A 25,704-nucleotide genomic window follows, 5' to 3' on the forward strand; every position below is an offset into this window, starting at 1 on the left:
TAAAAATAAACAGATGAAAATAATAAATAATCCAGCAAAACAAAATTGGAGTTCGTTGTGTAAAAGAGCTGTTATCAATGAAACTAGCTTAAGAGAAACTGTACAAACCATCTTAACTGATGTGAGAAATAATAAAGACAAGGCATTAACAAAATATGCTCAGTTGTTGGACAATGTTTCTTTAAACTCTTTTAAAGTTTCTGAGGAAGAAATAGAAAGTGCTAAAAATCTGGTTTCAGAAGAGTTACAACAAGCAATTCAATTAGCGAAAAGTAATATTGAAGCATTTCACAATTCACAAAAAGAAACTCTTAAAAAAATAACCACAACAAATGGGGTTACTTGTTGGAGAAAAAATGTAGCCATAGAAAAGGTTGGTTTGTATATCCCAGGAGGTTCAGCTCCTTTGTTTTCAACTATTTTAATGTTAGGGATTCCCGCAAAAATAGCTGGATGCAAAGAGATTATTTTATGTACGCCACCTAACAAAGAAGGAGCTATCAATCCTGCTATTTTATACACGGCTTCTTTAGTAGGGATCACTCAAATTTTTAAAGCTGGAGGAGCTCAGGCTATAGGTGCTATGGCATACGGAACAGAAACAATTCCGAATGTATATAAAATTTTGGGTCCAGGGAATCAGTTTGTTACCAAAGCAAAAGAATTAATACAACAACAAGGCGTTGCTATCGACATGCCTGCAGGTCCTAGTGAAGTATTGGTTATTGCTGATGAAACATCAAATCCGGTTTTTGTAGCTGCCGATTTATTGTCGCAAGCGGAACACGGGTCTGATAGTCAGGCTATTTTAGTGACTACTTCAAACGATGTAGCTCAAAATGTTATAACAGAACTAAAAAAACAAATAGAAGAGTTACCTAGAAAAGAATTAGCTAAAAAAGCAATAGAAAACAGTTTTGCAGTTGTTTTAAATTCTTCTGAAGAATGTATTCAATTTAGTAATGAATATGCTCCAGAGCACTTAATTATAGCTTCTGAGAAAGCTTCTGAATATATCGAAGGAATTGTAAATGCTGGTTCAGTATTTTTAGGGAACTACAGCTGTGAAAGTGCTGGTGATTACGCTAGTGGCACCAATCACACCTTGCCAACCAATGGCTATGCAAAAAACTATAGCGGAGTTTCGTTAGATAGTTTTGTGAAAAAAATCACTTTTCAAGAAGTAACTAAAGAAGGAATTACTACTATAGGTAAATCGATTGAGTTAATGGCAGCGGCAGAAGGCTTACAAGCGCACAAAAATGCAATTACAGTAAGATTAAAAGAGTTAAATAACTAAGAGTCATTTCGAACGAATGTGAGAAATCTTAATTAAAGAAACCTCAAAATAATTAACGATGAGTGAATTCAATTTAAACAAGATCATACGTCCTAATATTCAGAAGCTAAAGGCTTATTCTTCTGCTAGGGATGAATTTAAAGGAGAGGCAGAAGTGTATTTGGATGCAAACGAAAATCCATATGGGGTTTTAAATCGTTATCCTGATCCACAGCAAATAGAAATTAAAGAGCGATTATCAGCAATTAAGAGTGTTGATAAAAATCAAATTTTTATAGGAAACGGAAGTGATGAAGTTATCGATTTAGCATTTCGGATTTTTTGTGAGCCTGTAAAAGACAAAGCATTAACCTTTGTTCCTTCTTATGGAATGTACAGTGTTTCTGCTGCTATTAATGATGTTAAATTAGTAGAATTACCTTTAACATCTGATTTTCAAATAGACGTAGAAGAACTGAATCCATACTTGAAAGACGAAGCTCTTAAACTCATTTTTATCTGTTCACCTAACAATCCAACAGGTAACTGTTTTGAAGATAAAGTTATACAGTACATTCTTAGTGAATTTAAAGGAATTGTAATTATTGATGAAGCCTATATTGATTTCAGTACGAAGGATTCTTATATATCATTGCTTAATGATTATCCAAATTTAATCATTAGTCAAACATTTAGTAAAGCTTGGGGCTTAGCTGGAGTTAGAGTTGGAGTAGCTTATGCAAATTCAATGATTATAGATATATACAATAAGGTCAAACCTCCTTATAATATCAGCACTTTAAATCAAGGAGCAATACTTAATAAACTAGATAATTTGGCACAGTTTGAAATAGAGAAAAACATCATTATAGATCAAAAAGAGAAACTGGAAAAACAGTTACAAGAAATTGAACTGGTAAAAAAAGTATACCCATCTGAAGCAAACTTTCTTTTGATTGAAGTATCAAATGCTAATGAAGTGTATAATCAACTTGTAAACCAGAAGATTATCACAAGAAATAGAAGTAACTTAGTAAACAATTGTTTACGAATTACTATAGGTAGTGAAATAGAGAATAAAAGATTGTTAAGAGCTTTACAATTTATAGATGTTCCCTCGAGCAATGTTGAGAGCTCTTTTTAAAATTAAAAACAATGAAAAAAGTATTATTTATAGATAGAGACGGAACCCTAATTAAAGAACCTGTTGATGAACAAGTAGATTCTTTTGAGAAATTAGAGTTTTACCCAAAAGTTTTTCAAGGCTTAAGTAAAATAGCCAAAGAACTAGATTTTGAACTGGTTTTAGTAACCAATCAAGATGGACTGGGAACGGAAGTGTATCCAGAAAACACCTTTTGGCCAGTACACAATTTTGTCATAAAGACATTTAAGGATGAGGGAATTGTATTTACTGAAGAAATTATTGATAGAACCTTTGCTAAAGAAAATCAACCTACCAGAAAGCCCAATACAGGTTTGTTAACCAACTATTTTTCTGACGAATATGATTTACAAAATTCCTTTGTAATTGGAGATCGATTAACCGATGTTGAGTTAGCAAAAAATCTAGGAAGTAAAGCTATTTATATCAATGATGAAACCTATTTAGGTTCTGATGAAATCACCATAAAAAGAACAGAATTAGATCAATATATCTCTTTAGAAAGCAATGATTGGAATGCTATTTATGAGTTTTTAAAATTAGAAGAACGTTCAGCATTTATTGAACGAAATACGAATGAAACTCAGATTAAAATTGATTTAAATTTAGATGGAACGGGAAAAAGCACGATAGATACTGGTATTGCTTTTTTTGATCATATGTTAGATCAAATAGCTCGTCATGGTCAAATGGATTTGAATATCCAAGTAACAGGCGATTTAGAAGTAGATGAACATCACACCATTGAAGATACAGCGATTGCTTTAGGAGAAGTATTTAACAAAGCTCTTGGTAATAAATTGGGTATTGAACGTTACGGATTTTGTTTACCTATGGATGATTGCTTAGCACAGGTAGCTATTGATTTTGGAGGAAGAAACTGGTTAGTTTGGGAGGCTGAATTTAAAAGAGAAATGATAGGAAAAATGCCAACAGAAATGTTTTTTCACTTTTTTAAATCGTTTACCGATGGTGCTAAGTGTAATTTGAATATCAAAGCTGAAGGAACAAACGAACATCACAAAATAGAAGCCATATTTAAAGCTTTTGCCAAAGCTATAAAAGTAGCGGTAAAAAGAGATGCTGATAAGATGGTTTTACCGTCAACAAAAGGAGTTTTATAACAATGAACAATAATCAATTATCGGTGAACAATGATTAAAGAGAATAACAGGTAACTGATAATTGATAAATGATAATTGAAAAATATGATAGCGATTATAAAATACAATGCAGGTAATATTCGATCGGTACAAAATGCGTTAACGCGCCTAGGATATGAAAGTATTATTACTGATAATCCAACAGAAATAAAGTCAGCAGATAAAGTGATATTTCCTGGAGTTGGAGAAGCAAGTTCAGCGATGCGATATTTAAGAGAAAGAAACCTTGATGAATTAATTATTTCCTTACAACAGCCTGTACTAGGAATTTGCCTAGGATTGCAACTAATGTGTACATCTTCTGAGGAAGGAAATACGAAATGTTTAGGAATTTTTGATGCACAAACAAAGCAATTTCCACCAAAAGAAAAAGTTCCTCACATGGGATGGAATAATTTTTCGGAATTAAAATCGGCTGAATTACTAAAAAATATAACTCTAAATGATGATGTATATTACGTTCATGGATATTATGCAGAAGTATGTGAAAGCACACTAGCAACTTGTGATTATATTACTCCGTTTAGTACCATTATACAGAAAGATAATTTTTATGCGATGCAGTTTCATCCAGAGAAATCAGCAGATGTTGGAGAGCAATTATTAAAGAATTTTTTAGAGTTATAAAAAGAGATTAAAAATGAGAATTATACCCGCAATAGATATTATAGAAGGTAAATGTGTTCGTTTGACCAAGGGAGATTACAATACAAAGAAAATATACAATGAAAATCCATTAGAAGTAGCTAAAGAATTTGAAGCAAATGGAATTCAATATTTGCATTTAGTTGATTTAGATGGAGCAAAATCGAGTAGAATTATAAATCAAAAAATATTAGAACAAATAGCAACAAAAACCAATTTAAAAATCGATTTTGGAGGAGGTTTAAAGTCTAATGAAGATGCTCGTATCGCTTTTGAAAGTGGCGCTAATCAAATAACAGGAGGTAGTGTAGCTGTTAAGAATCCAGATACATTTATTGGATGGTTGACTAAATATGGAAAGGATAAAATAATTTTAGGAGCCGATTGCAAAAACAGAAAAATAGCTACCAACGGTTGGTTAGAAACCTCAGAAGTAGATATTGTTGATTTTATAAATGAATATCAAGAAATAGGTATTTCTAATACTATTTGTACCGATGTGGCTAAAGATGGAATGTTGCAAGGAGCTTCTTTAGATTTATATTTAGAAATTTTAAGTAAAACCTCAGTAAATTTAATAGCCAGTGGAGGAGTAGCAAATATTAATGATTTACACAGATTAAAAGAAATTGGTTGTGAAGGTACTATCGTAGGTAAAGCTATTTATGAAGGAAAGGTCAGTTTAAAAGAGTTACAAGAATTTATAAGTTAGAAGATGTTAAAGAAAAGAATAATTCCATGTTTGGATATAAAAAACGGGCGAACTGTAAAAGGAGTTAACTTTATAGATATTAAAGATGCTGGAGATCCAGTTGAGTTGGCTAAACAGTACGTGAAGCAAGGAGCTGATGAATTGGTTTTTCTAGACATTACGGCTACGTTAGAAAATAGAAAAACTTTAGTAGAATTAGTAAAAACGATAGCACGAGAAATTAATATTCCATTCACTGTGGGAGGAGGAATCAGTACTGTAGAAGACGCTGTAGCGTTGATACAAGCTGGTGCGGATAAAGTGAGTATTAACTCTTCAGCTGTAAAAAATCCGCAACTGATAACTGATTTAAAAGATAGGTTTGGCAGTCAGTTTGTAGTTGTAGCCATTGACACAAAAAATGTAAATGGGGAATGGAAAGTATTTACAAAAGGAGGAACTTATGAAACTGAACTAGAAACTGTTTCTTGGACCAAAAAAGTGGAAGCATTAGGTGCTGGTGAAATTTTATTAACTTCTATGAATAGTGATGGAACTAAAAACGGATTTGATATTGAAGTAACTAAAGCAGTGAGTTCATCTGTAAATATTCCTGTAATTGCTTCTGGTGGCGCAGGAAAAACTAAGCATTTCACAGAAGTATTTACCAAAACAGAAGCTAGTGCCGGATTAGCAGCGAGCATTTTTCACTTTGGTGAAATCCCTATACCCACACTAAAAAAAGAATTAAAAACACAAAACATACCCATACGATGAATATAGATTTTAAAAAAGGAAATGGATTGGTTCCAGTAGTAATACAAAATAATATTACTTTGCAAGTATTAATGTTAGGGTATATGAATAAAGAAGCCTTTACCAAAACACAAAAAGAAGGAAAAGTTACTTTTTATAGCCGAAGTAAAAATAGACTTTGGACAAAAGGTGAAGAATCTGGAAACTTTTTATGGGTGAAAGACATTCAATTAGACTGTGATAATGATACCTTATTGATTAAAGTAACTCCTGAAGGACCAACCTGTCATAAAGGAACGACTTCATGTTTTGCAGAAGAGACTTCTAAAGGTTTTTTATACGAATTGGAAAGTGTTATTGCTGACCGAATAGATAATGATGTAGAAAACTCATACACCAATAAACTCTACAAAAGAGGGATTAATAAAGTAGCCCAAAAAGTAGGGGAGGAAGCGGTGGAAGTCGTTATTGAAGCAAAAGATAATAACGAAGAACTATTTAAAAATGAAGCAGCAGATTTGTTGTATCACTATTTAATTTTACTAAAAGCCAAAGGTTTTACGATTACTGAGATTGAAGAAGTTTTAAAAAGTAGAAATTGATTAGTTTAGTTAATATATTACAAACCAGATATAATTCTTATACCTGGTTTGTAACATTATATATCGTTAACTATAGAGCTATAAATTTTTTCTGTTTTTCCAATCATATTTTTCTTTATTCGCATTATTCCATTCAGCTACTTTTAAGAGCATAGTATCGATTTCATTTTTATCGAGCCATTTTCCATTAACAAACACACCAGATATTGTACGTGTGTTATTAATATTCTCTAATGGGTTTTTATTTAACAAAATTAAATCAGCAAACTTTCCAGTTTCTATAGTTCCTATTTTATCACCTATTTCTAACCATTCAGCAGGTAACCTAGTTGTAGAAGCTAAGGCTTCCTCAGTTGTTAATCCAGCTTCTACTAATAATTGTAATTCATCATGAAGAGAAAAACCCCAAACGATTCCAGAAATACCAGCATCTGTTCCTGCAAGCATAGGTACACCTGCTTCTTTAAAAGCTTTTACAATCTGAATATGAAAATCTTTTTGTTTATTATAAAATTCTATTAACTTGGGAGAAGCTCCATGATAACGATTCGAGTTTAACCACTTACTTTTCATAAGAGGATGTACATACTTTAAACTTGGTAAGTTTTGAATACTTTCTAATGATTCAGCCTGTTTTGAAATCCAGACCATGTTTGATAAATTAGGAATTAACCAAGTATTGTTTTCTTTAGCTAAACGAGCAAATTCTTGCGCTTTTTCATAACTATAATCATTCGTCTGTTTCGATAATTCTTCAGCATGCGCTATTAGTCCAAAATGTGGCACAAATAAATCTTCAGCAGGTTTCCCATCAAAAGCGGTAGGAATGTGTCCAACAACTTTCATATTTTGTTTCTCAGCTTCATCAATAACAGCTTTAAAAGTTTCTTCCTTTAACCAAGTATAAACCTTTATAAATCTATAGCCTAAGCCTTTAGCATTTCTAACCGATTGTCTTCCTTCTATAGGAGTTGTAGCTTTTATTTCATTGCCTTTACCATCAATTACAGCAGCTATTGCCATACGAGGTCCAATAACACTTTTTCCCATTATTTTATCTCTTTGCGAAAAGTGCCCAAGTCTTCCACTTAGCTCAAATACAGTAGTAACTCCATTGGCTATATATGGAGTCATTAAGTTCTGTGTATTAAAATTTACTGTAGAACCTCTAGTTGCATATCCTTGAGAAAAACTACCATTGCTTAATGTATGTACATGCATATCAATTAGTCCAGGAATAAGCCACTTGTCTTTCCCATCTATGATTGTTGCCTCAGGAGGAATAGAATCATTTATAGATTCTATTTTGTTGTTGTGAATTACCACAGTAGCATTTTCAATGACGTCACTATTCTTTGTCATTGGTATTACATTGACGTTTTTTATAACGTAGGTATTGTTTTCTTTTTCAATTTTAGTTTTGTTGTTTTTTGTACAATTAAGTAGGTAAAAAGATACTGTTAGGAGTAATAATAAATTACTAATTTTTAGATATTTCATGCAGTTTAGTTTCCTTGAAGACGTTTTAGAATAGAAAATGTTACAGAAAGCCAATATTTTAAAATTCAGTCATTATTATTATCTTTTTAACTCTGCAATTTTATTTTTCATTTGCTCATTGTAATTCCATTGATTGTCTTCATTTAGTAGAATTGCTTTTTTATAATTTTCAATTGCCTTAAGACTGTCATTTTTCATTTCATAAACTTCAGCTAAACTTGCCTTTGAAACCCACCAATTTGAATTTATTTTAGCATTAAACTTAAATACATCAAGAGCATTTTCAATGTTTTTTTTACTATAGGCGTAAGAATTTCCGATACTATTAATGTTCCATTTTAAGTTGTCGAAGTCAGAATTAGGGTTTTCTTTTTTTAATTTTTTAAAAGATTGAATTGCTTTATTAAATTGACGATGAGTAACAAAACGCATAACATCTTCTTCCTTTGTTATTTTTTTTGCTTTCAATTCAGGAATTGAAATTCTTGCAATATCATTAATAATAATATCATAAACAGGTATTTCATATCCATTTGATAACAAAATTATTGTAGTATTACTATCGATGAATTTTCTGAAAGCAGCTAAATTTCCACCTGAAAACCCATAAGAATTTAATCCGTTTACTTTTATACTGCTCCAACCATGTAAAAAAACATCTTTTTGATTGGTGAAATTGAAGGGTTTCCACATTTCTGACTTCATTTTATGACTTAATAAAATGTTATCATCTAGTTTTTTATTCCATTCAATAAACTTTTTGAGAGTGATGTTTAATCCGTTACCAGAATGTCCTCTTTTACCACTATTATTTGTGTCTTTTTCAAACTCTTTTGTCTTTTCATTATAAAAATATCTAGTAGCACGATTTGGAATAGTTTCTTGTGAGTTAGAAGAAAATAAAACTCCATTTGTAGAATTATCAAACTGATTTTTAAGAATATAATCATCAAAAGACATTCCTGTTATTTTTTCTATAATTTGGGCAAGCAACCAATAATTCGTTTGATTATATTGAAACTGATTTCCTGTAGCAAAATTCATTTTGTCATTGAATAGTTTCTCCATTAGCTCTTCATCAGTTAAAATGCTTTTATACCTTATAATGTCAGGTAATCCTGAAGAATGACTTAGTAGGTTTTTAACCTTAACTTCTTGCCATTGTTGTGGCAAACCATCTATATACTTTGATATTTTGTCTTCTAAAGACAGTTTTTTATTTTGTATAAGTTGAAATATTGCTGTAGAAGTAATAAGTTTTGTTGCTGAATAAACTCTGAATAAGGTATTCTGATCAACAGATTTATTATTCTCTAAAGATGATTTACCAAAATAATTTTCATAAACTATCTTATCGTCTTTAATTACAGCTAAAGCTAATCCGGGAATATTATGTAGTTCCATTACTCTCGTTAGGTAGGTGTCAATTTCGTTTTTAGTTGTAATATTAGTGTTTTGCCTTTTTTGATTAGAGAAAGAGATAGTGAAAATTAATAATAAAAGAATAGAGGTAAGTTTGATTGATTTTTTCATAGTGTTTCATAATTTGTTTAAATAGAGACGATAATTTTTTTTCAGTGTTGCAACTGTATAAATAAAGTGATTGTGGTTTTTATTTATTATTTACCAAAATTGATTGACTATTTTTGCAATATGAAAGAAGCCTTACATCAACTGTTTACTGAATTTCAAAACAGCATTCAAAAAAACGATTTTGTAAAACTAACGGTAAGTAAACCTATTCGTAAAAGTGACGAACTATCTAATGTATACGTTCGTCAAATTGAGTTAAGAGGAGAAACTCATTTTCAATTTTTATATAGATATACAACGAACGATCAGGTTAAAAACTATGATTTTGAAGAAAGTGTAGAAGAGTTAACAAATTTACTTTCTGAAAAATTTAGAGCGGCAACTTTATTTACACTATCGAACGATTTGTTGGTCTTTATATCAAAAAAGAAAAAGGTAAGTTTTAAAACTACAAAACCAAGTTTTAAGAATAAGTTACCAGAAACTCACGATAAGCCCAAAGAAAAAAGAGCTGAAAACAGCGAATATTTATATCATTTAGGTGTAACGGATAAAGAAGGAAAAGTAATTCCTAAAATGGCGGATAAATACCGTCAAATTAACAAGTATTTAGAGATTATTGAAGCTCAAATACAATCAGTTAAATTACCTAAGCATATCAATATTGTAGATATGGGCTCAGGAAAAGGCTATTTAACTTTTGCTTTGTACGATTATTTGGTCAATCAAAAAGGATATACTGCCAGTGTAACAGGTATTGAGTTACGCCAGAGTTTAGTTGATTATTGTAATGATATTGCCAAAAAGTGTGATTTTAAAGGATTACTTTTTGTAGCACAACCAATTCAGGAGTACGATAACAATAAAATAGATATTTTAATTGCTTTACATGCTTGTGATACAGCTACCGATGATGCTATTTACAAAGGTTTGGTTTCAAAAGCAGAATTGATTGTTTGTGCTCCGTGCTGTCATAAACAAATCCGTCAGCAAGTAAAAGGAAAAGAGCAGCAGAGCCCTTTATTAAAATATGGAATTTTTAAAGAGCGTCAGTTTGAAATGGTTACCGATACAATTCGAGCCTTAATTTTAGAGAAAAACAACTATACTACGAAGGTTTTTGAGTTTATAAGCAATGAACATACACGTAAAAATGTAATGTTGATAGGTGCTAAATCATCTAAAAAAATGGATAAAAAACGTATTGAAGCTAAAATTTCAGATTTAAAAGAAACTTATCAAATTGAGGAACACTATTTAGAGGGATTACTATAATGTTTTTATAATGAGTACATCTGTAAGTAATGTATTTAAAAATCTTCAGCTAAAAGATAAAGAGTTAAAAGTAGTTGAGAGTATTTTTTCGGAGGTAACGTATAAAAAAGGAAATACCATATTACATACTAGCGAAAAAGTTTATTATCAATATTATGTAGTAAAAGGTTGTTTACGAACGTTTTTTTTGGATGCTAAAGGAAAAGAGCATACGATACAATTTGCTATTAACGACTGGTGGATTAGTGATTACATAGGTTATTTTTCCGAATCAGAATCTGTACTTTCTATTGAATGTATTACAGATGCTACTGTGTTAAAAGTAGCTAAGAGAGATTTGGATAATATCTATGAAAAAGTACCCAAAATAGAACATTTTTTTAGAAAAAAATTAGAACGTTCAACGGTAAGATTTCAAAAAAGAATTTTAAATAATTTAGTGTTATCTGCTAAAGAAAGATATCATCTATTTTTACAAACCTACCCAAATATAGAGCAGCAAATTAAAAATTATCATTTAGCGTCTTATCTAGGAATAACAACAGAAAGTTTAAGTAGAATACGAAAAGAAACTTTATAAAAGCCTTTATTACCATACATCAATTTTTTTTCACCTTTCATATACTAATTTTGAGGTAACTTAAAAATAGAAATAATATGAAAAAAGTAGTATTTGTACTTACTAGCCATGAAGAACTAGGAAATACAGGAGAAAAAACAGGGTTTTGGATTGAAGAATTTGCGGCACCTTATTACTTATTAAAAGACAAAGGAGTTGAAGTGGTTTTAGCATCACCTAAAGGAGGGCAACCACCAATTGACCCAAAGAGTAATGAACCAGATTTTCAAACACCTGCTACGCTTCGTTTTAATAAAGATGAAGAACTTCAAGCTGTATTGACAAACACAATGAAATTGAGTGAAGTTAAAGAAGGTGATTATGATGCAATTTTTTACCCTGGAGGACATGGACCTTTATGGGATTTAGCTGAAAATAAAGATTCTGTAGCTTTAATAGAAGCTTTTTATGCTAATAGTAAGCCAGTAGGAGCTGTTTGCCATGCACCTATTGTATTAAAAGACGCTAAAGTAAATGGAAATCCTTTAGTTAGAGATAAAAAAGTAACTGGTTTTTCTAATACTGAAGAAGATGCTGTACAATTAACTTCAATTGTGCCATTTTTAGTAGAAGATGAGCTAAAAAATAAGGGAGGGATTTATAGCAAAGCAGGAGATTGGCAAGAATATGTAATTGAAGATGGTAATTTAATTACAGGACAAAATCCAGCATCATCAGAACTAGTAGCTGAAAAATTATTAGCAAAATTATAACTATTAAATAGTGAGTGTTTAAGAAAAAAATCGTTTGAAAATATTTTCAAACGATTTTTTCTTTTTCAAGAACAAGCAAAAAGGTTTTATTGTACTTTTAGCGCATTAGAATATAGATAAAATGAAAGAATCTAAACCGCTCGTTATAGCTGCTTTTATAGCTATTTATGTTATTTGGGGATCAACCTATTTGTTAAATAAAATTGTCGTAACTGAGGTTTCTCCACTGTTATTAGCAGCTATTCGTTTTTCTATATCAGGAGCGCTAATCATGCTTATAGCTAAACTTTTAAAAAGAGAAATAAAAGTGACTAAAAAACAGCTTTTAAATTCAGCAATAGCTGGTTTTCTTTTTTTAGTGTATGGAAATGGAATGTTTGTGTGGGCATTAAAATTTGTAGATAGTGGTTTTGGTGCTTTATTAGCTGCAACACAGCCTTTATTTGTGTTGTTACTATTACGTTTAATTGATGGAAAGAAGATGCAAAGACAATCTATTATTGGAGTCGTTTTGGGAATTATAGGAATGTATTTGTTAGTAAGTCAAAATGAAATTACGACTTCAAAAGATATGCTAATAGGAATTTTTATGATTTTTTCGTGCGTACTAAGTTGGAGTTATGGAAGTGTTTTTGTGGCTAAAGCTAAACTTCCTAAAAACTTCTTTGTAAGTACAGGGTATCAAATGCTTTTTGCAGGAGTTTTTCTCTTTATAGGTTCTTTTTTACTAAAAGAAACTTGGTCTTCCCCTTTAGATTGGTCTTTTAAAGCACAAGGAGCTATGTTTTTATTAATTGTTTTTGGAAGTATTGTAGCCTTTACATCTTTCAATTATTTATTGAAAATTGTTCCTACTGAAAAAGTGTCAACATCAGCGTATGTAAACCCTGTTGTAGCCTTGTTTTTAGGATGGTATTTTTTAGATGAAACTTTAACAACGCAATCAATTATTGCATCAGTAGTATTGTTGTCTGGAGTTTATTTTATTACTTCAAGAAAGCGAATTTCAAAATTGAAAGTTACCACCAAACCACAAAAAATTTAAGGAATTCTCCATTGGTTTTTTTTAACCAACAAAGAGGTGCATTTTCTTCATTTAAAAACTGTTGAAGTTTATTTTGATACGATTCAAAGTTTAACCAATCAACGTTAGGGTGTGGGTTAACCAACCAGTTGTGTTTATTAGGGATGTAAAACTTGCAATCAGAAAATTGAACTAATTCCTTAGGGTAAATATAAAATCCGTAGATACATTCATTATTTACCAAAGAAAATTCTTTGTTTATATCTTGAAGAGGCACAAATAATTGTGCTTTAAAATAAACTTTTTGCGTAATTTCAGTAGCCTCTAACTCTAATTTATCTAAATACTTTTTAGATTGTTTAGAGTAGAGTAGAGGTAATTGTTTTTCTTTTAATTTACTTAGTTTTTGAACAAAAGAATCTCGTCTGTTAGGGCCTATCCAATGCTCAATCTCAGAATTTCCAACAGTAGCATCATACAAATAATACTTATAAACTATTTCTAAATGAATAGGTTTTTCGTCTTGTTTTAGAATACAATCCAGCTCACCCAAGGTTATTTTTTCTTGTTGAATTTGAATATTTTCTGTGAGAATGGTTATAGAGGAATCTTGCTGTAAATCAAATGAAACAAAACGCTCTACTAATTTGCCTAAACGTAATTTCTGTGTAATTTCTTCGGAAAAAGAAGATGTTGTAACTTTTGAAACACAAAATTGTTCTAAATCAAAAACACCTTTTCCGTGCCATAGAAAAGGTGTTTGTAAAAATCCTTCGTATTGTAATTGTAAGTCTTTTTGTTTTTGGTACATAAAGAATTACTCTTTAATTCCTAGTTTGTCTAATACCAATTTTGTGATATCGAAACGTTCATCAAGATATCCAAATTCATTTCCTGTAGTTGTTAAAATTTGGGTATAACCATTTTCTTTAGCTACTTCAGCAATTACTTCACTTACTTTTTTATATAACGGACGTAAACTTTGTTCTCTTTGAATTTGCATCATTGCTGTTCCGTTTTGACGAAATTTAGCCATTTCTTGTTCAAGTACCTGTATTTCCTGAAAACGTGTTTTTTTATCATCATCCGTCATTATTTTTTCTTCAGCCTTAAAAGAATCTACTTTTGTTTTATACTCTGTAGCTTTAATTTGAAAACTAGAATCTAATTGTTTACCATAGTTTTCTACACGTTGTAAAACACCTTTCATTTGTGGCATTTTACTAATAATTAATTCACTGTCTACTGTACCTACTTTCGTTTGTGCATTTGTAAATCCGATAAAAAATAAAGCGAGTATAAATGTGATTTTTAATTTCATAAATTTCTGTGTTTTGTGACAAATATAAAAAAGTGGTTAATGTACGACCCTTAAAATTCGTTAAATTTTACTTTTTACTCTCAATGGTTGCGATAATGTTATTTACATCTTCTTGAAAATCGAACCAAATAATTTCAGGGTCTTTACGGAACCAAGTTCCTTGGCGTTTGGCAAATCTTCGAGAATTTTTCTTTATTTCTTCAATAGCAGATTCTTTAGTAAAGTTACCTTCGAAATATTCGAATAACTCTCGGTATCCCACTGTTTGTAATGCATTTAACTCTTTATGTTGGTGTAATTTTTGCGCTTCTTCAATCAAACCGTTTTCAATCATAATATCTACTCGACGATTGATACGATCGTACATGATTTCTCTATTTGCTTTTAAACCAATTTTTATAGTTTGAAAATTGCGTGGAGCTTTTGGCTTGTTTTTAAAAGAACTGTATGTTTTTCCTGTTCCGATACAAATTTCTAAAGCACGAATTAATCTATGCGGATTGCCAACAGCAATTGTATTGTAGGTCTCAATATCTAGTTTTTTTAATTGCTGTTGAAGATGCTCAATTCCTTTGTTTTCAAGTTCTGCAGTTAAATCAATTCTAATTTGAGGGTCTACATCTGGAAACTCATCAAAACCTTTTAAAACCGCATCAACATACAATCCGCTACCACCTACCATAATTTGAATAGGATTTTTAGCAAATAGTTCATCAAGCTTAGCTAAAGCGTCTTTTTCAAACTGACCAACTGAATAATCTTCAAAAATGCTACGATTTTGAATAAAATGGTGTGGAGCAGCAGCGAGTTCATCTACATCAGGAACTGCTGTTCCTATAGTCATTTCTTTATAAAACTGACGAGAATCGCACGAAACAATATCACAGTTAAAGTGTTGGGCTAGTTTAATACTTAGTGCTGTTTTTCCTATAGCCGTAGCTCCTACAATTGTAATTAAGGTATTTGTTTGTGGCATTTAGTTCAGTTTTGTTCCGCAATGATAACAAAATTCGGCATCATCTTTATGACCTTCGTATGAGCAATTCGGACAAGATTGTGTGTTTAAGTCTACTTTCTTTTTTGTCATTTCAGAACTAACAATTCCTGTTGGAATGGCAATAATAGCATAACCAATAATTACTGTTATACTCGCTATAAATTGCCCTAAAGCTGTTTGTGGAGCAATGTCACCATATCCTACTGTGGTAAGAGTTACGATAGACCAATAAATACTTCTAGGAATGCTGGTAAAACCATTTTCTGCTCCTTCAATAAAATACATGATAGAACCTAAAATGATACAAATAATGAGTACAAAATAAAGAAATACTCCAATTTTAGCTTTACTGGCATTTAATGCTTTAATAAGCTGATTAGACTCACCAATATATCTTGATACTTTAAGGATTCTAAAAACCCTTAATAAACGTAAAGCTCTCAAAGCTATTAAACTACTATGAGAACCCACAAAGAAAAAGGTTAAATACATAGGAACTGTAGATAAGAAATCTATTATACCGTAAAAGCTAAAAATATATTTAGTTGGTTTATTAATAGATATAATTCTTAGGATGTATTCTATTGAAAAAAGAATTGTAATTATCCACTCAGATACATATAAAAAAGTATGATGTTTTTTATCAAAACTATCCACACTTTCTAGCATTACTAAAATAATACTTGCTAAAATAGCAAACAATAAAACGATATCAAATAACCTTCCAGCAGGTGTATCTGCTTCATAAATTATTTCATGTAATTTATCTCTCCAGTTAAGTGATTTTTCTTCCAAAACAGTAAATTATTGAGTGGTTTACAACAATATTACAAATTATTTTCAACTTGTAATCGCACAATTTTAGACACTTTGTTTTTTAACAAGTAGTTCTTAATTATTGTTTTTGCTAGTTCTTTATTTTCAATAGGAGTTAGCATTGATTTTAAGATTGATAACTGATTTTCTTGAAAAGCTAAGTTTGTATATGTATAGCCTATAACCTCGTTACTTTCTATTAATATTACAGCATGTTCTTCAGGAATACGACCTTTATCGATAATCATCATATGATCATGATTAAAGTTTCTATCCACAATTTTTTTTCTTCTGATAATATTGTATTTAGGTCTTAGTTTTTCTAGCTCTAAATGATATTTAAGACGTGTAAAAAGTAAATTACCTGTTTCGTTAAAAGTAACTTCCGAAGCTCTTTTTACTATTTTTAATCCTTTTGTAGTTTCAGTTAAAAAAAGTTTATTTACTTCGTGTTTCATGTTGTTTCCTCTACCAATGTAAATAATACTTCCTTCTTTATTGTGTATATAAAATACTCCTTGTTTTTCAGGAAGACTGTCTAATATTTTTTGAATTCGAAATTTCTCATGTCGATTATCAAAATACTTGATAGATTGTTGGATAATCTCTTTTTCGGTGTCTTTCTCTAATAATAATTTGAATAACTGTACTGTTGCTAATGCATCTCCTGTTGCTCTATGACGATCAGACATTGGAATTCCTATAAACCTACACAACTTACCTAAACTGTGCGACGGAGCTTCAGCAATTAATTTTTTACTAAGGGTTACAGTACATAAAGTATTACGCTTAAAATCATAACCCAAACGGTTGAACTCTGTGCGTAAAATTCGATAATCGAAGTTAGCATTATGAGCAACCACAAAACAATCTTCGGTAATTTCAACGATTCGTTTAGCTATTTCATAAAACTTAGGTGCATTACGAAGCATTTTGTTGTTAATTCCTGTTAGTTTAACAACAAATTCTTGGATATCTCTTTCCGGATTCACTAAACTAATAAATTGATCTACGATTTGATGTCCATCAAATTTATAAATAGCAATTTCAGTAATTCCCTCTTCATTATACTTTCCCCCAGTAGTTTCTATGTCTAAAATAGCGTACAATTCTCTCTTTTTTTTAGCAGATTTATGTAAATCTAAGCAATATAATTTCTAACTCCAAAAATTGAGCTCCCTATTCGCACCATGTTGCTTCCGTTTTCAATGGCTAATTGGTAATCTCCGCTCATCCCCATAGATAGTGTTTGTAAATCTGGGTAATTTTTTTGATTTTTACTAAAGAAATTAGACAACGATGAAAATTCATCTTGCAACTGTTCTTGATTATCTGTAAACGTTGCCATTCCCATCAATCCAACAATTTTGATATTCTTTAACTCCTTTAATTTATCCGAAGCTAAAATTTCTTCTATTTCTTCAAAAGGCAACCCAAATTTGGTTTCTTCTTTGGCAATGCGAGCTTGTAATAAACAATTAATAACTCTACCATGCTTTTTGGCTTGCTTGTCTATCTCTTTTAAAGTTTTAAAACTATCCACACCATGAATTAAATCAACAAAATGTGCCATATATTTAACTTTATTACTTTGCAAATGCCCTATCATATGCCATTGAATATCCTTAGGTAAAGCATCATACTTGGCAACCATTTCTTGAATTTTGTTTTCTCCAAATACACGTTGCCCCGCATCGTAAGCTTCCTGCAAATCGGAAACAGGTTTCGTTTTTGAAACTGCAACTAGCGTTACATGTTTTGGTAAACTTGATTTTATTTTTTGAAGATTATCTTTAATTCCTGTCATGATAATAACTGTATGTGCTGATATGGCATTAAAATTCGTAAATAGTTAAAGCACTTCGTAATTTAGGCTCTATATAGGTGGTTTTAGGAGGCATCATTAAACCAGCATCTACGATTGTTTTTAATTCTGTTATATTGGTAGGAAGCATTCCAAAGGAAACTTTAAATTCCCCACTATCTACCTTGGTTTTAAGTTCTAATCCGTCTGATTTATTTTGTGAATACACAATTTTAGAAGCATTACGTATATCATCTATTCCTAAAATAGGTTGTAATACGGTTGTATATAAAATATAGGCATCTAGTTCGCTTAAACAATCAGTGAATTTGTAAAGTGATTTACGTAAATACAAGGCATAAAACTCACCGTTTAAATACATACTAAAGTGATGTTTTTCTTTTGGCTTGTATAGCTCTTGCCCACGATTTTCTATTCTGAAATGTGTGTCTAATTCAATCAGTAATTCTTCAGGAGTTAATCCGTTTAAATCTTTAATAAATCGATTGAATTCATAAATTTTTAACTGACTTTCAGGTAATAGATAACTCATAAAATAGTTGTAATCTTCTTTACCTGTGTGTTCTGGATTGTTTTCTGCTAAATTTTGAGCCAATAAACAAGAAGATGTAGATCTGTGATGACCGTCAGCAATATACAAAGTGTTAACTTGTTGAAATGCCTTAGAAATTTTAGCTACATCGTTGCTGTCATTTACTACCCATAAAAAGTGTAAATCTCTATCAGACGTAGAAAATTCGTACTCTGGTCGCTGCTCCTGATATTTTTGTATAATTGAATTTATTACATCATTATCAGGGTAGGTTAGTAGCACTGGTTCAGCATTAAAGCCTGTGTTTTTTAAGTAATTTTCAAACAATAACTCACGTTCTCTTAAAGTATCTTCATGTTTTTTTATCACATTATTATGATAATCTTCAACAGAAGTTGCTGCTATAATTCCGCAGAAATTATCTGAAGGAGTTATTTTTTGATATACATAAAAAGCTGGAACTTTATCTTGTTGAAAAACCTCATTCTCTTTAAACTCTAAATAACGGTTGTGTACCAATTTAAAACGTTGTTCACCGGTTACATCTTGTTTATGGTATTTATATCCAGGGTTAATTACATGTAAAAATGTATACGGATTAAAGTCTAGCTTTGCTCCAATCTCTGCAGGAGTATAAATTTCATATGATTTAGAGGATACTAGCGCCACTTTATCACGTGTAGCTCTTACCGCTTTAAATGGTTTTACAATCGCCATGAATTATTCGCTTAATAGTTTTATAATTTTATTGGCTAATTCAACTCCAATTCTTTCTTGTGCTTCAATAGTTGATGCTCCAATATGAGGTGTCATAGAGATTTCTGGATTCATCAATAATTGAATTTCAGGTGTTGGCTGATTCTCAAAAACATCTAATCCAGCATATTTAACTTTACCACTTTCAATAGCATTTACTAAATCAACTTCATTTAAAACACTACCTCTTGAAGTATTGATAATTCCAACTCCGTCTTTCATTTGATCAAACTGAGTAGCAGCTATAACGTACTCTTCTTGTGCTGGTAAATGTAAGGTTACAAAATCTGACTTTGATAATACCTCATTTAACGATTGAGTTTCTACGGAAAAATTAACTACTTGTCCATCGAAAAAAGGAATTGTAATAGTAGCATTTTCTACTTCAGTGTCCGTAGCTATTATTTTCATTCCTAACCCTAAAGCCATTTTAGCAACCTCTTGTCCGATATGACCAAAACCTATAATACCTAAAGTTTTACCTCTTAATTCAATTCCTTGAGAAAACTGTCTTTTTAAAGAATTGAAGCTCATATCACCTTCTAAAGGCATTTCACGATTCGATTGAGGTAAAAAACGTACCATACCAAATAAATGTGCAAAAACTAATTCAGCAACTGAAGGAGCAGATGCACTTTGAGCATTTACAACATGTACACCATTATCGATAGCATATTCAACATCAATATTATCCATACCAACACCTGCACGACCAATTAATTTAATACTTGGGCAAGCTTCTATCAATTCTTGACGTATTTCCGTAGCACTTCTTACTATGATCGCATCAATACTGTGTTCATTTATATAGTTTTCAAGTTGTTCTTGAGCAACTTTGGTATTTAACACTTCAAATCCAGCTTTTTCCAAAGCCTCAATTCCGCTAGCGGAAATTCCATCGTTCGCTAATATCTTCATCTTTGTATTTTATAAAATATGTCATTATGATAAACAAAATGACATTATATCTAACTTATTCTTTCTAATTCCTGCATTACATCTACCAATGCTTGAACGCTGTACAAAGGTAATGCGTTGTACATACTTGCGCGATATCCACCAACACTTCTATGACCGTGTAGTCCATTAATATTGGCTTCTTGCCACATTGTATCAAACTTAGCTTGTAAGCTTTCATCGGTTAAAGTGAATGTTGCATTCATATGGCTGCGATCTTCTACAGCTGCAACCCCTTTAAATAATGGGTTTCTATCTATCTCATTATATAGTAAAGCTGATTTCTTCTCGTTTACTTTCTCAATAAATTCAATTCCTCCTAAATCTTTTAACCATTCCAATGTTAACATAGATGTATATACTGGAAATACAGGAGGTGTATTAAACATGCTGTCTTTATCAATAAACATTTGATAGTTTAACATAGAAGGTATTTGACGTTCTACTTTTCCTAAAATATCTTCTTTTACAACCACCAATGTTGTACCTGCTGGCCCCATATTTTTTTGAGCTCCCGCATAAATCAAATCAAATTTTGAAAAATCTAATTGACGAGAAAAAATATCTGAACTCATATCGCATACCATAGGAACTGAAGTTTCAGGAAAACTTTTCATTTGCGTTCCGAAAATCGTATTGTTACTGGTGCAGTGAAAATAATCTACATCTGTTGGAATTTCATATCCTTTTGGAATGTAGCTAAAGTTTTTATCTTTTGAAGAAGCAACTTCCACCAATTCACCAAATAATTTAGCTTCTTTAATCGCATTACTACTCCAAGTTCCAGTATTTAAATACGCAGCTTTTTTATTCAATAAATTGTAGGCAACCATTAAAAATTGCATACTTGCACCACCTTGTAAAAACAAGGCTTTGTAGCCTTTATTCTCTAAACCTAATAACTCTAAAGCTAAACTTCTTGCTTTCTCAATTACCTCTACAAAAGGTTTACTTCTATGAGAAATTTCAATTAAAGAAAGGTTATCATTATTAAAATTAATAACTGCTTCAGAAGCTTTTTGAAGCACTTCCTCAGGTAAAATACAAGGACCCGCGCTAAAGTTGTGTTTTTTCATTTGTGTTGTTGTGTTTTGTTACACAAAGGTGCAAATTTATATAGAGAGGTTGCTTTAAATTTTCGATAAAAATTCTAATGTATTTACCCCATCAGCATAGTCCCATAACTTCGGATGTTGTGTTTGTCCGAATTCAATTTCATTTTCAATAAAATTGTTAGCCACTACACACTGAATTTGCTCTCTATCTTCCCAAAGTTTTATTTTCAAATCATCTGTATTCTCATAATACTCATAAAAAACTGAAGCGATAGGAGAGGCGTAACTCTCATCTTCTTTAATCATTAAAAAACCATTCTCCAAAATATCAAACTCACTCATCAAATACACCGCTTTGTTATAATCGTAATTATTAGCATACTTAATATTATTGATAATTTCGTGTTGCTTATACATTCCGTTGAAAAAAGCGTCGAAATTATAGTCTTTCGGAATAAATACTTTTGAAACTGAACGGCATCCTAATCCGAAGTAACGAAAAACATCCTCACTTAAATTTTGCATTTGCTTTTCAGATTCGTTTCCTGTTAATACTGCTACAGAATTTCTATTTTTTCGGATAATACTCGGTTTATCTTTAAAATAATACTCAAAATAACGAGCTGTATTGTTACTTCCTGTTGCAATTACAGCATCAAAACCAGTTAGTTTTTCTTCAGTAAATGATATTTTACCATTTAATTCAGGTTCAACATATTCCAAATACTTAGCTAAAAAAGGTAATAAATGTTTGTCGTTAGATGATTGCTTTACTAAAACTGAATGTCCCGAGATTAATACTGATAAAAAATCGTGAAAACCAACCAAAGGGATGTTTCCAGCCATGATAATAGCAATTAACTTAGCGTCGTTTTTTCCTAAATCTTCTTTAGAAATCCATTCACTTAAATTATCTGTGGTTAATGCTTTTGTCCAGTTTTCTATTGAAAACAATAGGTTTTCTTTCGTAAACCACGTATTGTTTTCTCCAGCTATTTTAAGTTGATGTTTAAATCCGTCAAAAAATAACTCATTATGTTCTATATTTTCTTTTTTCTCAACTTTTTCTTGAGAAAACTGACTTAAAAATTCTCCTAGTTTATGAAAAGCGTTAATTCTACTTTTTATACTATCCATTTATTTGGTTCTAAATTAAATTGGAACTATTTTTGCAAATGCAAAGTTACAAAACTGAAAGAGATTAATTATGGCAATTATAATAACAGATGAATGTATAAATTGTGGGGCTTGTGAACCTGAATGTCCAAACACAGCTATTTACGAAGGGGCTGATGATTGGAAGTATGCAGACGGAACTGATTTAACAGGAAATATCGTTTTACCAAACGGTAAATCTGCCAATGCCGATGAAGATCAAGAACCAATTTCTGATGAAATTTATTACATCGTTGCTGACAAGTGCACTGAGTGTAAAGGTTTTCATGAAGAGCCACAATGTGCGGCAGTTTGTCCTGTAGATTGTTGTGTTCCTGATGAAGATAATGTTGAAACAGAAGAGGAGCTATTAGCGAAACAACGTTTTATGCATAACGAATAATCTAAGAGGTTAGACTTTTAGAATTAAGATAAAAACAAAAAAACCGAGAATATTCTCGGTTTTTTTGTTTTTATACGTTCTGTTTTAAAGTTTAAAACCTAATCTAGTAAAGAAATAAGCTCCGTCTGACCCCATTTGTACAGAATCTGCTAATCCTCCTTGATCTGTCCATCCATCAAATTGTGGAGTAGGATATACATTAAAAATGTTGTTACCTCCAATTGTAAAAGTTATTTTATCAGTAAAAGCATAACTTAAACTTAAATCAGTTGTAATTTTACTCTTGTAAATATCTGTTGCTACTGCATATAAAGCGTCTGCTTCAGTTTGTGTAGCTGCAGGTGTTTCAACCCATTGAAAATCTTGTAATTGTACCTCACTGAACTTAGTGAAGTTTAAAGCTACATCTAACTTTTTATAACCATAGCCTAGATTTAAACCAAATTTATGATCTGGAGCTGCAGCTTTTAAATAGGCTTCAGAAAATGGACTGAAAAATGTAAACCTATTTAAATTACCATTATTTATTTTTTCAATTTTAGTATCATTAAAGTTTCCAACTAAACCTACATTAACTCTGTGTTCATCAAAAGTTCTTTTATAGTTTAAAACAATATCAATCCCTTGAGTTTTAGTATCAACACCATTGGCAAAGAATTGAGCAGCATCAACTCCTAAATTTAATCCTGAAGCATCAAAATTATCCGTTAAAATAATACGATCATCAACTGTAATTGAATACGCATCAATTGTAGCTGTAAATCCGCCTATTTTATAAGTAAAACCTAAACTAGCATTAAAAGCAGTTTCTTCTTTTAATTGCTCGATACCAAAAGCTTTAGTTACAGTACTATTGTTAGCAGATAGTAATGAAGGAAGTGATTCGCCATTAACAATATTGGTGAATTTTAAATTGTAATATAATTGAGCCAATGATGGTGCCCTAAATCCTGAAGAAATAGAACCTCTTAAAGTTAAATTGTCATTCGCTTTAAATCTTGAAGCTAGCTTAAAATTAAAAGTACTTCCAAAATCGCTATAGTCTTCAAAGCGTAGAGCTGCACCAACTAAAAATTTTTCAGTAAAATTAAATTCCGAATCAAAATAGATACCTACATTACTTCTAGAACGATCTACTTCATTATCTGGGCCGTAACCTGGAAATCCTTGAGAGCCTCCTACTAGTTCTTCTCCATTGCCATCTACAGCAACTGGTTGTACTGCAGGATTCGTCATTAAAACTCCGTTATCATCATATAATCCGTATGAAGCAGCTTCACCTGAAAAAATAATAAAGTTTTCTGTTCTATACTCCAATCCAAAAGCTAAGTTAACTCCACTCATTAAATCTTCTAAATATTTAGTAAAATCTAATCCTGTAGTGTTTTGTGATAAACTATGTCCACCTGCATTAAAATCGGTAGGAGAGGCATCTTTCATTGAAGCGTTATTAGAGTCTTTTATGAAATAATGAAACTTATTTTCTCCGTAAGTATTGTTAAAATCAACTTCCCAACCATTATTTAATTTATGTTTAATTCCTGCTGATACTGAAATATCTGTAATGTTTGAAGTAATTCTTGGAGTAAACCCATTAGGGTGTATGCTAGGAACACTTCTATTATCGCCATCTGCATAACTATCTCTAGAAAAAGCGTAAGCATCGGTATCTCTATAATTTCTTCCACCAAAAGCATATGCTTCCGTGTTATCATTAATTGGTAAACTAGTATTTACCATAAAATTGAACCCGTCAATACCTGCGCTACCATATCCTTTTCGCCAAGAAAACCCTGGTCTTAACGTTCTTTCTTTTGACAACAACTCAGTTGTAAAGTTTACAAACCCTCCTTTATCATTCAGCTTTGCTCCATAGTTTAAATCTAACTTAAAAGTACCACCATCAAAACTTTTGTCTTCACCATCTAATCTATTTTTTCCTTCTACATTATATAAAGTTTCACCAGTAGCTTCGGCCCAACCATCACCAATTGCAGTACTATAAGCACCATAACCTAAACTTCCTGAAACTCCATCTGTATTATCTTTTAAAACAATGTTGATTACCCCAGCAATGGCATCAGAACCATATTGTGCTGAAGCTCCATCTCTTAAAACTTCTATTCTTTTAATAGCTGCGGAAGGAATTGCGTTTAAATCGGTTCCAGAATTTCCACGTCCACGTGTACCAAAAATATTAACTAACGAAGATTGATGACGTCTTTTACCGTTGATAAGGACTAAAGTTTGATCAGGACCTAAACCACGTAAAGAAGCTGGTACGATATGATCAGCACCATCAGAGCCTGATTGTTTTGTAGCGTTAAACGAAGGTGCAGCATATTGTAAAATATCATTGACCTCTACCTTACCATTTTTGGTTGCCAAATCACCTACGTCAATAACATCAACAGGTACAGGAGTGTCTACCGCTGTTCTTCTAACATTTCTAGACCCTACAATAATAACTTCGTCTAATTGCAACCCTTCTTTCAAAACAATATCAAAGCTAGTTTTTCCATTAATTGGGATTTCCTGTGTTTCAAAACCTGAAAAACTTACGATTAGACTTCCGTTAGGATCAGCACTTAGAGAAAATTCTCCATTAAAATCAGTAGATGTTCCATTGGTTGTTCCTTTTTCTAGAATGTTAGCTCCTGGTAAAGGTTCGTTATTAACATCCTTTACAGTTCCTTTTATTTGTATTTGAGCATTTATTACTTGTAAACCAAGAAATAAAAAACAAATAACAAAGAGTTTTTGTTTAGACATAAGAAAAGTTTTTTAGTTTATTAATATTTAAAAATAGTCAAAATCAGTTAACTTCTTAAATAAATGTTAATTTTTTAATCAAACAACAATTAATTAAAGTAATTAATGAGTTTTAAATAAATAGTGTTTTTAGAAAGCAATACATTATAT

25 protein-coding genes are annotated in these 25,704 nt (G+C 31.2%); 12 read left to right on the forward strand and 13 right to left on the reverse strand.

Going from position 1 to position 25,704, the window contains the following annotated elements; genetic code table 11:
* The first annotated feature begins 13 nt into the window (after nt 1-13).
* The 7 genes from hisD to hisIE all read left to right on the forward strand — a co-directional run bounded on the left by hisD (nt 14) and on the right by hisIE (nt 6,301).
* Nucleotides 14-1,300 carry a histidinol dehydrogenase gene (hisD, locus tag ACKTSU_RS06790; protein WP_408035621.1) on the forward strand — a complete coding sequence of 429 codons (1,287 nt, stop codon included), beginning with the start codon at nt 14-16 and terminating at the stop codon, nt 1,298-1,300.
* Between the two features lie 58 nt (nt 1,301-1,358).
* Entirely contained in the window at nt 1,359-2,423 is a 1,065-nt protein-coding gene (gene hisC, locus ACKTSU_RS06795) for a histidinol-phosphate transaminase (RefSeq protein ID WP_408035622.1), read from the forward strand.
* 11 nt (nt 2,424-2,434) lie between these two features.
* Nucleotides 2,435-3,568: a bifunctional histidinol-phosphatase/imidazoleglycerol-phosphate dehydratase HisB gene (gene hisB, locus ACKTSU_RS06800; protein WP_408035623.1), complete on the forward strand. Its 1,134-nt coding sequence runs from the start codon at nt 2,435-2,437 to the stop codon at nt 3,566-3,568.
* A gap of 84 nt (nt 3,569-3,652) precedes the next feature.
* A complete protein-coding gene (hisH, locus tag ACKTSU_RS06805) occupies nt 3,653-4,234 on the forward strand; it encodes an imidazole glycerol phosphate synthase subunit HisH (protein WP_408035624.1) in 582 nt (193 codons plus the stop codon).
* A gap of 13 nt (nt 4,235-4,247) precedes the next feature.
* Nucleotides 4,248-4,964 (forward strand): 1-(5-phosphoribosyl)-5-[(5-phosphoribosylamino)methylideneamino]imidazole-4-carboxamide isomerase, encoded by a 717-nt coding sequence (gene hisA / locus ACKTSU_RS06810; protein WP_408027282.1) that lies wholly within the window; start codon nt 4,248-4,250, stop codon nt 4,962-4,964.
* Nucleotides 4,965-4,967: 3 nt separating this feature from the next.
* Complete coding sequence (hisF, locus tag ACKTSU_RS06815) at nt 4,968-5,720, forward strand: imidazole glycerol phosphate synthase subunit HisF (protein ID WP_408035626.1); 753 nt, start codon at nt 4,968-4,970, stop codon at nt 5,718-5,720.
* On the forward strand, nt 5,717-6,301 hold the full coding sequence (hisIE, locus tag ACKTSU_RS06820) for a bifunctional phosphoribosyl-AMP cyclohydrolase/phosphoribosyl-ATP diphosphatase HisIE (protein WP_408035627.1): 585 nt from the start codon (nt 5,717-5,719) through the stop codon (nt 6,299-6,301). The genes hisF and hisIE overlap by 4 nt, the downstream gene beginning before the upstream one ends.
* 78 nt (nt 6,302-6,379) lie before the next feature.
* Here the strand turns inward: hisIE and ACKTSU_RS06825 are convergent, their stop codons facing one another.
* Entirely contained in the window at nt 6,380-7,663 is a 1,284-nt protein-coding gene (locus tag ACKTSU_RS06825; RefSeq protein ID WP_408035628.1) for an amidohydrolase family protein, read from the reverse strand.
* Between the two features lie 216 nt (nt 7,664-7,879).
* The gene (locus ACKTSU_RS06830) at nt 7,880-9,334 is read right to left on the reverse strand and encodes a serine hydrolase (RefSeq protein ID WP_408035629.1); all 1,455 of its coding nucleotides are present in this window, start codon (nt 9,332-9,334) and stop codon (nt 7,880-7,882) included.
* Nucleotides 9,335-9,454: 120 nt separating this feature from the next.
* Between ACKTSU_RS06830 and ACKTSU_RS06835 the strand changes: the two genes are divergently transcribed.
* The 4 genes from ACKTSU_RS06835 to ACKTSU_RS06850 all read left to right on the forward strand — a co-directional run bounded on the left by ACKTSU_RS06835 (nt 9,455) and on the right by ACKTSU_RS06850 (nt 12,986).
* A complete protein-coding gene (locus ACKTSU_RS06835; protein WP_408035630.1) occupies nt 9,455-10,609 on the forward strand; it encodes a class I SAM-dependent methyltransferase in 1,155 nt (384 codons plus the stop codon).
* Between the two features lie 10 nt (nt 10,610-10,619).
* A complete protein-coding gene (locus ACKTSU_RS06840) occupies nt 10,620-11,189 on the forward strand; it encodes a Crp/Fnr family transcriptional regulator (RefSeq protein ID WP_408035631.1) in 570 nt (189 codons plus the stop codon).
* Between the two features lie 77 nt (nt 11,190-11,266).
* Complete coding sequence (locus tag ACKTSU_RS06845; protein ID WP_408035632.1) at nt 11,267-11,941, forward strand: type 1 glutamine amidotransferase domain-containing protein; 675 nt, start codon at nt 11,267-11,269, stop codon at nt 11,939-11,941.
* 121 nt (nt 11,942-12,062) lie between these two features.
* Complete coding sequence (locus ACKTSU_RS06850) at nt 12,063-12,986, forward strand: EamA family transporter (protein WP_408035633.1); 924 nt, start codon at nt 12,063-12,065, stop codon at nt 12,984-12,986.
* On the opposite strand, the gene ACKTSU_RS06855 is transcribed toward ACKTSU_RS06850, so the two are convergent.
* The 10 genes from ACKTSU_RS06855 to ACKTSU_RS06900 form a co-directional block, all read right to left on the reverse strand.
* Nucleotides 12,961-13,776 carry a DUF1853 family protein gene (locus ACKTSU_RS06855; protein WP_408035634.1) on the reverse strand — a complete coding sequence of 272 codons (816 nt, stop codon included), beginning with the start codon at nt 13,774-13,776 and terminating at the stop codon, nt 12,961-12,963. The two genes, ACKTSU_RS06850 and ACKTSU_RS06855, sit on opposite strands and share 26 nt — an antisense overlap.
* Before the next feature lie 6 nt (nt 13,777-13,782).
* Nucleotides 13,783-14,286, reverse strand: a complete 504-nt coding sequence (locus ACKTSU_RS06860) for an OmpH family outer membrane protein (protein ID WP_299010358.1) — start codon at nt 14,284-14,286, stop codon at nt 13,783-13,785.
* Between the two features lie 67 nt (nt 14,287-14,353).
* Nucleotides 14,354-15,262, reverse strand: a complete 909-nt coding sequence (gene miaA / locus ACKTSU_RS06865; protein ID WP_408035635.1) for a tRNA (adenosine(37)-N6)-dimethylallyltransferase MiaA — start codon at nt 15,260-15,262, stop codon at nt 14,354-14,356.
* Nucleotides 15,263-16,078: an ion transporter gene (locus tag ACKTSU_RS06870; RefSeq protein ID WP_408035636.1), complete on the reverse strand. Its 816-nt coding sequence runs from the start codon at nt 16,076-16,078 to the stop codon at nt 15,263-15,265.
* Nucleotides 16,079-16,110: 32 nt separating this feature from the next.
* Nucleotides 16,111-17,208 carry an exonuclease domain-containing protein gene (locus ACKTSU_RS06875; protein ID WP_408035638.1) on the reverse strand — a complete coding sequence of 366 codons (1,098 nt, stop codon included), beginning with the start codon at nt 17,206-17,208 and terminating at the stop codon, nt 16,111-16,113.
* 32 nt (nt 17,209-17,240) lie between these two features.
* Nucleotides 17,241-17,906: a YggS family pyridoxal phosphate-dependent enzyme gene (locus ACKTSU_RS06880; RefSeq protein WP_408035639.1), complete on the reverse strand. Its 666-nt coding sequence runs from the start codon at nt 17,904-17,906 to the stop codon at nt 17,241-17,243.
* A gap of 28 nt (nt 17,907-17,934) precedes the next feature.
* Nucleotides 17,935-19,173: a DUF1015 domain-containing protein gene (locus ACKTSU_RS06885; RefSeq protein WP_408035640.1), complete on the reverse strand. Its 1,239-nt coding sequence runs from the start codon at nt 19,171-19,173 to the stop codon at nt 17,935-17,937.
* A 3-nt stretch (nt 19,174-19,176) separates the two neighbouring features.
* Entirely contained in the window at nt 19,177-20,130 is a 954-nt protein-coding gene (locus ACKTSU_RS06890; RefSeq protein ID WP_408035641.1) for a D-2-hydroxyacid dehydrogenase, read from the reverse strand.
* Nucleotides 20,131-20,180: 50 nt separating this feature from the next.
* Nucleotides 20,181-21,245 carry a 3-phosphoserine/phosphohydroxythreonine transaminase gene (gene serC / locus ACKTSU_RS06895; protein WP_408035642.1) on the reverse strand — a complete coding sequence of 355 codons (1,065 nt, stop codon included), beginning with the start codon at nt 21,243-21,245 and terminating at the stop codon, nt 20,181-20,183.
* 54 nt (nt 21,246-21,299) lie between these two features.
* Entirely contained in the window at nt 21,300-22,361 is a 1,062-nt protein-coding gene (locus tag ACKTSU_RS06900; protein WP_408035643.1) for an acyl-CoA reductase, read from the reverse strand.
* A gap of 70 nt (nt 22,362-22,431) precedes the next feature.
* Between ACKTSU_RS06900 and ACKTSU_RS06905 the strand changes: the two genes are divergently transcribed.
* A complete protein-coding gene (locus tag ACKTSU_RS06905) occupies nt 22,432-22,782 on the forward strand; it encodes a 4Fe-4S dicluster domain-containing protein (RefSeq protein ID WP_028892008.1) in 351 nt (116 codons plus the stop codon).
* A gap of 84 nt (nt 22,783-22,866) precedes the next feature.
* On the opposite strand, the gene ACKTSU_RS06910 is transcribed toward ACKTSU_RS06905, so the two are convergent.
* Nucleotides 22,867-25,554 carry a TonB-dependent receptor gene (locus ACKTSU_RS06910; RefSeq protein ID WP_408035644.1) on the reverse strand — a complete coding sequence of 896 codons (2,688 nt, stop codon included), beginning with the start codon at nt 25,552-25,554 and terminating at the stop codon, nt 22,867-22,869.
* Nucleotides 25,555-25,704 lie beyond the last annotated feature (150 nt).

The organism is Tenacibaculum aestuarii (assembly GCF_964510395.1).
Lineage (GTDB): Bacteria > Bacteroidota > Bacteroidia > Flavobacteriales > Flavobacteriaceae > Polaribacter > Polaribacter aestuarii.